10 protein-coding genes are annotated in these 10,727 nt (G+C 42.2%); 9 read left to right on the top strand and 1 reads right to left on the bottom strand.

The features are described from left to right. The first annotated feature begins 312 nt into the window (after positions 1–312). The 9 genes from V7K53_RS12570 (at position 313) to V7K53_RS12610 (ending at position 9,528) form a co-directional block, all read left to right on the top strand. Entirely contained in the window at positions 313–1,152 is an 840-nt protein-coding gene (locus V7K53_RS12570) for a Pvc16 family protein (protein WP_099100382.1), read from the top strand. 31 nt (positions 1,153–1,183) lie between these two features. Then, entirely contained in the window at positions 1,184–2,845 is a 1,662-nt protein-coding gene (locus V7K53_RS12575) for a phage tail sheath family protein (protein ID WP_335197827.1), read from the top strand. Between the two features lie 90 nt (positions 2,846–2,935). After that, entirely contained in the window at positions 2,936–3,391 is a 456-nt protein-coding gene (locus V7K53_RS12580) for a phage tail protein (protein WP_094331970.1), read from the top strand. A gap of 22 nt (positions 3,392–3,413) precedes the next feature. Then, on the top strand, positions 3,414–3,908 hold the full coding sequence (locus V7K53_RS12585) for a phage tail protein (protein WP_292739591.1): 495 nt from the start codon (positions 3,414–3,416) through the stop codon (positions 3,906–3,908). An 11-nt stretch (positions 3,909–3,919) separates the two neighbouring features. Then, a complete protein-coding gene (locus V7K53_RS12590) occupies positions 3,920–4,267 on the top strand; it encodes a hypothetical protein (RefSeq protein ID WP_335134438.1) in 348 nt (115 codons plus the stop codon). A gap of 390 nt (positions 4,268–4,657) precedes the next feature. Then, a complete protein-coding gene (locus V7K53_RS12595; protein ID WP_094347971.1) occupies positions 4,658–5,041 on the top strand; it encodes a hypothetical protein in 384 nt (127 codons plus the stop codon). Next, on the top strand, positions 4,984–5,187 hold the full coding sequence (locus V7K53_RS12600) for a DUF6760 family protein (protein WP_313931140.1): 204 nt from the start codon (positions 4,984–4,986) through the stop codon (positions 5,185–5,187). The genes V7K53_RS12595 and V7K53_RS12600 overlap by 58 nt, the downstream gene beginning before the upstream one ends. Beyond that, entirely contained in the window at positions 5,184–7,154 is a 1,971-nt protein-coding gene (locus V7K53_RS12605; RefSeq protein ID WP_335197829.1) for an FHA domain-containing protein, read from the top strand. The genes V7K53_RS12600 and V7K53_RS12605 overlap by 4 nt, the downstream gene beginning before the upstream one ends. 193 nt (positions 7,155–7,347) lie before the next feature. After that, positions 7,348–9,528: a CHASE2 domain-containing serine/threonine-protein kinase gene (locus tag V7K53_RS12610; RefSeq protein WP_335197830.1), complete on the top strand. Its 2,181-nt coding sequence runs from the start codon at positions 7,348–7,350 to the stop codon at positions 9,526–9,528. Positions 9,529–9,663: 135 nt separating this feature from the next. Here the strand turns inward: V7K53_RS12610 and V7K53_RS12615 are convergent, their stop codons facing one another. Further along, positions 9,664–10,116 (bottom strand): Hsp20/alpha crystallin family protein, encoded by a 453-nt coding sequence (locus V7K53_RS12615; RefSeq protein WP_335197831.1) that lies wholly within the window; start codon positions 10,114–10,116, stop codon positions 9,664–9,666. Positions 10,117–10,727: the final 611 nt, after the last annotated feature.

The raw sequence follows: 10,727 nt of genomic DNA on the forward strand, positions 1-10,727 counted from the left end.
ACGACACCCCGAATTCGATGAACGACTGCCCGAATTCAATAAACGACACCCCGAATTCGATGAATATACCTTTGACATTTGGGCTTCTGCCTTAACTTGACACTAATGCTTTTCAACCCACCCCAGAAGAAAAAAATGTAGTACGTCTAATTAACGAACTGCTCCAGATTAATCTACAAACTGAAGTTGCTACTTTACGGATTCTTGACCCAATACCCCATTTAAAAAATATCGACAAAAGTCTAATTAACTTTAGAAGGCTGATACATATACTGTAGAGGCATCTGGATTAGCTACCAGCAGAACACCTTCATGCTTATCTTCGTTCTTCAAACTTTAGCCGAAATTCTCGCTGGAGGAACCTCACTTACCAGTACAGAGCAAATTGACTTTAGCCATCCTGGTAATCGGAGGGAAGAGGGAGCAGGCCCGACTCTCAATTTATACATTTTTGATATACGTGAGAGTAAGCAGGTACAACATTCTGGCAGGCAAGTAGAACGCAAGCTAACACGCGCTCTACAACCTGCCACTGTAAATTGGGCACCTGCTTGGTTTGATGTTTCGCTGCTATTAACAGCCTGGGATAGAACAGCTTTAGGGGAGCATCACTTTATTAGTGAGGCATTGACTGTGCTGTTGCGCCATCGCACCTTGGAAGAGGAGTTTTTGGTTCCTGAATTACGCGGCTATGGTAATTTGAACATGACAGTTGCCTTAGAGCCGCCAATTGAAATTGGCTCTTTATGGAGCGCTCTCAGTGTGCCATTGCGTTCAGCCTTATATTTGACAGTCACAATACCCTTCGAGCCACAACCGACTCCAGTGCCTTTGGTTTGGGAGCGAATTTTCAATTTGCGAAATCAATTGTCTCGCGATAGTGACAGTCTAGTATTAACCAGACGAGTTGCGATCGCAGGTATTGTCAAAAGTGCGGTGACAAATTTGCCGCTGGTAGCGACAGAAGTGGCTGTGAGAGGAACTGACAAGTCCATATCAACTACTAAAGAAGGGTTGTTCTTCTTTGAAGACCTTCATTTAGGTAATTATGTTTTGACTCTGAATCATCCTGGCTATTTACCTCAAAACGTCAATGCATTGGTAGATAACCAAAGTAATACTTTCAAAGAAATATTTCTAACTCCTGAATAATTTAGATTTTTACTGACTTGGAGAAACTTTCATGGCTAGACTTGATTACTTTGCTCCTGGTGTCTATATCGAAGAAATTGACCGGGGTAGCCGACCAATTGAAGGTGTTAGCACAGCAGTTGCCGGATTTGTAGGCTTTACAGAAGACGTTCGCGGTGGGGCTGAGTTATACAAGCCCATGCTAGTAACCACTTGGACGCAATACTTAAACTATTTTGCCCGTCCCAACTCTGACGGCTTCACCGACTTCAACGCTTATTTACCTTTTTCAGTCTACGGCTACTTTATGAATGGTGGCGGTCGTTGCTGGGTAACAAGCATTGGGACTCAGTTACCAGGCGCACCCAGACCGGCGACTCCAGAACCGGCTACCCTCAGAATCAACTCTAGAGGTAATCGTCCAGCCCTCCGCTTTACTTTACGTCCTGAGCAAGCATCAGGTGGATTAGTAAATATTGTAATTATTGATGGTTCGCCCCGTGCCTTACCCGAAGGTACTGAAGGAGAAGCGCCTCCAAATACGGGTGAATATTTTACCATCCAAATTCGTCGGGGAGATGAGCTTCTAGAGGAATACGAAAACTTGAGCATGAACCGCGAACCTAATGCTCAAGTTGCAACTTATGCGCTGACGGCATTGAGAAATTCCATGTATGTCACCGTAGAAGACATAACTCAAAGCGGACAGCCTTTAGCTCGTCGTCCCGTGAATGGTCAATACGAACTAGCACCGCCCATTGTTGCTGCCCCACCCGATAGATTTTCGCAAAATTTAGAAGGGGTTCGAGACGATCGCACCGGGGTACGCGGTATCTTTGAAGTTGATGAAATCACAATGCTGGCTTGTCCTGATGTGATGCGGGCTTATCAAGAGCAAGTACTGAATTTAGATCAAGTTCACGGCATCATCGAACTGATGATTAGTATGTGCGAGGGTTCTGCCAGTGGCGATATTCCCAATCCGCCCAACCGCATGGTTGTATTGGATTCGCCACCGGAAGCCGTCAAACCGCAACAAGTAGTGGAATGGTTGAATAGATTTAACCGTCGTTCGATGTTTGCGGCCCTTTATTATCCTTGGATTAAAGTACCGAATCCACGCGATCGCGGTAATCCAATTTTAGTACCTCCTTGTGGTCATGTGATGGGTGTTTGGGCCCGCACCGACGAAACCAGAGGAGTTTACAAAGCCCCTGCAAACGAAGTTCCCAGAGGCGTAATTGGTTTGGGCTATGACACCAACTTCCGCGAACAAGAACTATTAAATCCCTTGGGGATAAATTGTATTCGCAGCTTCCCCAATCGAGGTATCCGCATTTGGGGCGCACGCACTTTAGTTGAGCCAGATAAAACAGAGTGGCGTTACATCAGTGTGCGTAGATTAATTAGCTATATCGAAAAATCCCTAGAACTGGGGACTCAGTGGGTAGTTTTTGAACCGAACGACCAAGATTTATGGGCCCGTGTAACCCGTACTGTGAGCAACTTCTTAGAGCGTATCTGGCGTGAAGGTGCTTTATTTGGGGCATCTCCAGCCCAAGCATTTTATGTCAAGTGCGACGAAGAATTGAACCCACCAGAAACCAGAATTTTAGGACGTTTATATATTGAAGTCGGAGTTTGTCCCGTCAGACCGGCTGAATTTGTTGTTTTCCGCATCAGCCAATGGAATGGCATTGAAGATAGCGAATAGCCAAGAATTCTCCTCTTGTAGAGACGCGATTTATCGCGTCTCTCCCCATTCCCATTCCCAAATTAATCACACACAAAGGAGTCTAAAAGTATGGCAGGCGAATTTTTAACCTCTTGTAAGTTTTACTTCGAGGCTGACGGAATTACTGATAAGTTCATTAAAGAAATTAGCGGACTAGGCGTTGAAAATACACCAGCGCAAGAAGTCCACGGTTCATCTAAAGGCGCTAAACTAATGCGTCAAGCTACACCAACTGTTGTTAAATTTACCAACATTACAGTAAAAGTCATCGCCACTGATGATATAGACCTGTATAAATGGTATCAAGACTGTAACGAAGACATGGGAGACCCTCGGAAGTGGGCACAGAATCGTAAAACTGGCTCGGTTGTTGCTTACGACCAACAAGGCTCAGAAAAAGCACGCTGGAACATTGTCAATTGTTATCCCTGTAAATACACCGGGCCGACCTTAACTGCTTCTGGTGGTGATATGGCAAATGAGACTGTTGAATTGGTTCACGAAGGAATTAAACGAATCAAATAATTAGCATTTCCAATAATTAACAGTGGTACAATCCGCAAGCCGAATTCCAGAAGTTTTGACAGCCCATCGGTTCTATTTAGAACTGACATTAGAAGGTCAAAACGATGCCAATTGTTTCTTTTTGGAGTGTCAAGGCTTTAAAAGAACACAAGAGGTTATTGAAATTACTGAAGTCACTTCTCAAACCTGGGGTACAAAAGGGCAATCAAAAGGTCAGGTAGTGAGAACTAAGCTTCCTAGCAATCCCAAGAGTGGTAATCTCATTCTGCGTAGAGGTACCACCAACTCTATGGATTTTTGGAAGTGGTTTGAAAAAGTCGAAAAGGGTAATTGGTCTGAGCAACGTAGACTTGTTGCTTTGTCTATTTATAATCAGGCAAATCAAGAAGTAGCTAGATTTGAGTTAGCCGGTGCTTGGCCTGCAAGTTACAAGATTGCCGATGTCAACGCCCGCAGCCATGACATCGAAATTGAGGAGGTGGAGGTTGCTTTTGAGGAATTTAAACGCGTGAAATAATTAGGAGAATTATGTTTCCCACAGAGTTTGAATTTACACTGCCAAAGGGGTATCTAGACTCTGAAGGCAACCTCCATCGCAAAGGTGTAATGCGGTTATCAACGGCGATAGACGAGATTGCACCCTTGCGTGACCCACGTGTTAAAGCGAATCCCGTTTATGCCACAATTATTATCTTGTCGCGAGTGATTACCCACTTGGGTGCTTTATCAGAAGTTACTCCTGCAATCGTGGAAAACTTTTTTTCCCAAGATTTAAATTATCTCCAAGATTTTTACCGTCGAATCAATGGCTTGGAAGGCGAAACTTCCATACCGGAAGATACAGTAAATTCTCCCGAAGTACTTCTTCATAATTGAGTCGAGCATTGGGCATTGGAAATGAGAAGTAGGGAGTAGGAGAGCAGAGAGCAGAGAGTAAAAACTCATTAATGGAGTTCAAAGCCTCATTAATGGAGTTCAAAGACTCATTAATGGAGTTCAAAGACTCATTAATGAAGTTCAAAGACTCATTAATGGAGCTAAAAGCCTCATTAATGGAGTTCAAAGACTCATTAATGAAGTTCAGAGGCTCATTAATGAAGTTCAAAGACTCATTAATGGAGCTAAAAGCCTCATTAATGGAGTTCAAAAACTCATCCCCTATTCTCAATGCCCATGCCCAATACTTCTCTACGAGAGGCTGCGCCAACGACTCCACTCAGTACAAGTGCCCAATGCCCAATGCCCAATGTCCAAATTAAATAACCTATGCGCCGTAAAAAAGATACTCTCTGCACAGAATTTGCTTTCACTCTTCCTAGAGGATTGAGTGATGGCGAACAACGAGTACATCGTCATGGGGTGATGCGTTTAGCCACCGCCAAAGATGAAATTTTGGTGCAACAAGAGCGCAAAGTTCAAGAAAATCCGGCTTACGGTGTCTTGGTAATGCTTGCAAGGGTTATCACTCGCTTGGGCAGTTTCAATTCTGTGAGTCCTGATTTACTCGAAGGACTTCTCCTACATGACATTGCCTATCTCCGAGAATTTTACAATCGAATCAATCAACAAGGCAATGTACACATTCCGACACAATGTCCCCACTGCAATACTCAATTTTCAGTGGAGCTAGAACTAGCGGGGGAGTCGTAAGCTACCCCTCTGATACTTTATATGAGGAGGTAGCTTTTATTGCTTATCATTTCCACTGGTCACAAGATGATATTTTAAATTTAGAACACACTACCCGTCAGCGCTGGGTGGCAGAAATCAATAAAATTAACCAAAAATTAATATGAAAGTAAAAGTTAGCTACTCACCAAATCTAAGTGAAGTCAATGAAGTTGACCTTACCACAGAAACTCCAACGAGAGGAGAATGGCTAATAGGTCGTTCTCCTGATTCTGATTTACTCCTAGACAGCCCTGATATCAGTCGGGTACATGCTAAGTTTTTTGTTAAAAATGGAAATTACTACTTCTCTGACCTTGGCAGTAGAAATGGCTCAATATTTAATGGAAAACAAGCTGAAAAAGACCGACCATATTCTTTGAGCGATGGAGATATTATTCGGATTGCAGATTATGTTTTGATTTTGGAAGCAGTTGCTCCCGTTTATGAGCAACCAGAGACAGTCTTTAGAATTATAGATCCTTCACTGTTTTCTCGATCGCGATCGCCTGAAAATGTCAGCGCTGCCAATGTTGTTAATCCAGTCCCAGAGGTAGTTAGCGAAGTTCCACCGCCAATTAGTCCCGAAGTAGAAACACCTCCTGCCTCAGAAATTCGCGAAATATCAGAAGTTGTTTCGACTCAAACTGATGATGTCATCCCTGTTGTTGAGACACCAGAAGCAGTCAGCGAAGTTCCACACGATGTTCGTGATGAAATTGTGGATTTGCGGACATTAGTTACACCAGAAGTCAGCGCCGATAGTGAGGAAGTCGAAGTTCCAGAAGTTAGCGAAGCCTCAGAAGTTTCTTTGACTGAACCTGATGACGCTATAGCTGCACCTGAAAACATCATTGAAACTCCTGAAGAGGAAAGTGTTCTTCCAGAAGCTAACCACGATGAAGCTGTAGATTTTGAAGCAGCACTGGCAATAGAATCTACTTTCGTACAACAGCGTGATACAAATCCTACTCCAGAAATTATCTACAACGAGAATGCAGAATTAGAGGCAGCACTAGCAGCAGAAGTTACCTTCGTACAGCCACGTGATATTTTCAACGAAGTTCCTGCACAAAGCGCCACTCCCGAAGCTACCTACGATGAGAATGCAGAGTTGGAGGCAGCACTAGCAGCAGAAGTTACCTCCGTCCAGCCGCGCGATATTTTCCACCATGTATCTGAGGAGGAGAGTAACATTCCCGAAACTACTCACGATGAAGTAGTGAATTTGGATACGCCAGTCGCAGAAGAAGTCAGTGAAGTTGTTGAAAACGAAGCGATTCAGCCACAAGTAGCAGAGGAGGAGAGCCAAGTTACACGGGATATCATTGATGAAGCAATAGATTGGGATAGTTCAGTTACAGCAGCAGACAGCGCAGATGTTGAGGAATTAGAACCTGCTTTTGCGGTGGATGAAACAATAAGCGAAGTTTCTGAACCATCAACTGCACCTGATGATGCCGTTGCGGAAGTTTTAAGCAATCAATACATTGATTTGAGTAATGCAAGTACTGAAGAAGTTAGTCTATATGTTGATGGTGTTGCTGCACAAATAAGTGAAATTTCTGACTCGGCTGATATTCCATCTTTGGAAACACCAGAAAGTGGAACGACTGAAAGCATCAGTCAAACTATTGAAGAATTTCCTGAAGTAGAAGAAGATCGTTTTGAGGAAACTCCAGAAGAAACAAATATTAGTGAGTCTCCTCAAGCAATCATTGAAAGAAATATAGTACTCATCGCTCATGAAAGCAAAAAGTCAGAGCTTGTTGAATTGGTTTCCGAACATCAGGAATTTTTCTCGCAGAGTTTTACAATTACCTGGCCATCTGTTAGTGAAGTTTTACATCAGCAGGCAGGGATAACAATTAGTCAACAAACCCCCGCACCAACTTCTGGAGGATATCAAACAATTGCTTCATTGGTTGGAGCCGGAGAAATTGTAGCAGTTATTTTCCTGCGAGATTTGCTGCAACCTCAGCCTGGTCAAGCAAATGAAGAAGCACTGTTAAGATTATGCACTATTAATCAAGTTTTATTGGCTACTAATTTGTCAACAGCAGAGGCGATTGTGCATTATCTGAAACACATATAACAATTCTAAATGAGTTACGAACAAAAATATCCCCGACTTCTTAAAGAAGTCGGGGATTTGAGGATTTTGGTGTTCGCAAGTAAAATATGATTACTATATTTTTTGAAAAGTTGCAAATTGCGTAGAATAATTTCGATATTAAAAATTAATCTCAAAATATACGTATATTTTAAAGTAAAATCTATTTAAAAAAATGGTTGTAACTTTTAAAAGTTTATTTAGACAGCCAGTTATGCTTTCAAGTGCGATCGCAACACTTCTGTTAGTAGGAATTCAAAAACTGGGGGTTTTCGAGCCTCTAGAAATGAAAGTCTACGACCAAATGATGCAATTACGTGCCGACCCAGGCCCAGATACTCGCCTGTTGATTATTGCTTTAAGTGAAAAAGATATCCAAAAATGGAATTGGCCCTTGTCTAGCGAACTTCTAGACCGGCTATTAGGCAAACTTGAAGAATATCAACCGCGAGTCATTGGTCTAGATATTTTTCGTGACTTACCAGTACCGCCTGGTCATGACAAGCTACTGCAACGCCTCCAACAGAGCGATATCATCATTCCTATCTGTAAACATTCTGGTTCTAACAATCCGGGAGTAGCACCCCCAAAAGGCGTTGAAGCAGAGCGAGTCGGATTTAATGATGTTGTAGAAGATACTGATGCCACAATTCGCCGCAATCTATTATTGGTAAGTGCAGAAGAATCCGATTCTTGTCAAAGTACCTATTCCTTTAGCTTACAACTAGCGCTCAAATATTTAGAAGTTGGAGGCATCCAACTAGAATTTACGCCCAAAAAGGAACTACAACTACGTAATACTGTATTTAAACCTCTGCAAAGTAACGCTGGCGGCTATGAAAAAGCAGATACCAATGGCTACCAAATCCTGCTTAATTACCGTTCTGGCCATCAGGTTGCCCAGCAGGTAACTATCACAGAAGTACTTGCAAATCAAGTTAAACCAGATTTAGTTAAAGACCGCATCGTTTTGATTGGTTCAACAGCTAATAGTTTAAATGATATTTTTAATACGCCCTTTGCTAGCGGGAAGTCAGATAATTCCGGCAAAATGGCCGGAATTGAAATTCATGCCCACAGCGTTAGTCAAATTCTCAGTGCTGTTCTGAACAAACAACCTCTATTTTGGTTTTTGCCTGAGTGGGGTAAAGTCCTTTGGATATGGGGATGGACTTTAGTTGGTGGTTTGCTGGTATGGCGGATTCAACATCCACTAGGCTTAGGATTGGCAGCAGTCACAGCCCTGGCAGTATTATTTGGAGCCAATTTTGTCATTTTTACCCAAGCTGGATGGTTCCCAGTCATACCTCCGGCGTTGGGGTTAGTATTCACCGCCGGCAGTGTTCTTGCCTATAGTGCTTATCAAACCAAACAAGAGCAAAAAGAAATTACCCAACGGGTTCAAGAACACCAACAATTAATTCTAGAATTGCAAAATCTTTTACGGCAGCGTGGCAACGCCTCAAATGAAGCGCCAACAGTAATTGTTGATTCCATCGGGCAAGAAATTGCAGCAGGCACGCTACTAAATAATCGCTACAAAATTACTCAACCCTTGGGTTCTGGCGGATTTAGCAATACTTATTTAGCTGACGATATCCAGCGTCCTGGTAATCCGCAGTGTGTGGTTAAACAGTTACGACCTCCTCGTCAAGATGCAGAATATTTAAATGTCGTCAGACGCCTATTCGACGCGGAAGCAGAAATTTTAGAAACTTTGGGTAAGCACCCACAAATTCCCCAACTGCTAGCTTTTTTCGAAGAAAATCGACAATTCTCTTTAGTGCAAGAATTTGTTCGAGGGCATGCTATGGATAAAGAGCTAACTGCTGGGAAGCGACTAAAACAAGTTGAAGTTGTGGAGATACTCAAAGAAGTTTTAAACGTGCTGGTTTTTGTTCATAGCTATGGTGTAATCCATCGAGATATCAAACCTAGTAACTTAATTAGGCGAGAATCAGATGGGCACATTGTTTTAATTGACTTTGGCGCTGTTAAGCAGATTCAACCCCAGCAGCAAGAAGCTCAGACAATTTCAATAGGCACTCCTAATTATGCACCTTCGGAACAAATGAGCGGGTTGCCAAAACTCAACAGCGATATTTATGCCTTGGGAATTATGGGAATACAAGGCTTAACTGGGGTAGAACCCAGAGAGTTTCGTAGAGATACAAATACTGGTGAAATAATTATCCAAAGTGAAGCTGATGCTAATCAACAGATTTGGCAACACTGGCGCGAATTTACTGACGCTACAGACGAGTTAGTGATGATTTTAAATAAAATGGTACATTTCGATTTCACTCAACGATATCAGTCAGCCGCAGAGGTGCTTAAAAATCTCGAAAGTCTTTAATTGTTTTTATCAACACTAAATTCCTTAAAAAAAAGCCTGGTCACTCGCATGACCAAGCTCTTAACTATTTCAATCAATCATTGCACGTAAAGTAGTGCGTAGGCGTAGCCCGTTGTAGACATCGCAAGCAAACCATTAGTTAGCAGATTGTTCCAAATTAACCTTGACAACTTTATTCTTTTCTTGCTCAGTTTTAGGCAGTGTTAGATTCAAAATGCCATCTTTATAATCTGCCGTAACGTCAGTATTTTTAATCCGAGCCGATAGAGGAATTACCCGTTGAAATTTACCGTAATGAAACTCACTTCGGGTAACACCTTTTTCCTCTGTTTTTGTTTCAGACTTTCGCTCACCACTAACGTAAACAGCATTTTCTGTCACTTGTACATCCAGGTCTTTAGCTTCTATTCCTGGCAGTTCTAGCTTTAGATGAATCGCATCTTCAGTTTCTTGGATTTCAGCAGCCGGAACTTTGCTTAAGCCTTTGTCAAACAATGCAGATGGTAGTCTGGTATCTTCAAATAAATTATTGATTTGGTGTTGTAGAGTGTCAATTTCTCTCCAAGGATTCCAACGAACTAGTGTCATAACTTTTCCTCGCATTAGTTAGCTTTGTTTAATAAGTTTTGCACTTAACCTTGTGCTTACATATTCATATTATGTATAGTTTAAGCTGCTGTAAATTCGGTTTTTGACACCAATTAATTGATGATTCCCGTACGAAATTAGATAGAAAATCTTTACGGTTTACTCTAATTTTTCTGTTCGGTAAAACCGAATAGACAAATTAGATTCAATCATACTAAATCAATAAATCTGCTGTTGAAGGGATAGCGCAGAAATACGATGCCTCAGTTGGGCTATGTCTACAACCGAGTAACAACACTGCATAAATTTTTAGATAACCTCAGTTAAATATATATCTGTTCAAGTTTGTCCCGAACTTTACTCCCGATTTATTAACCAACACAGCATCAAGAATGAAACTCTTTCCTTGGCTCAATTTTGCACACATTGTTGATTCTAGTGTCCTACCTAGTAGTTCGCCAAGGAAACTTGGCGGGGTAAAGGGGAAGGTGGGGCCCCCTCTGGGGATAAGGGGCGGGCAGGGTGGTTTCATACAAAGAAAGAAAAAACTCTATCGAGTTGGTTGGAGAGTGCGCGTTGTGCTTGAGGAATAGTTCGGAAACCGAGTTTGC

This window comes from Nostoc sp. (assembly GCF_036917355.1).
Classification (GTDB): Bacteria; Cyanobacteriota; Cyanobacteriia; order Cyanobacteriales; family Nostocaceae; genus Nostoc.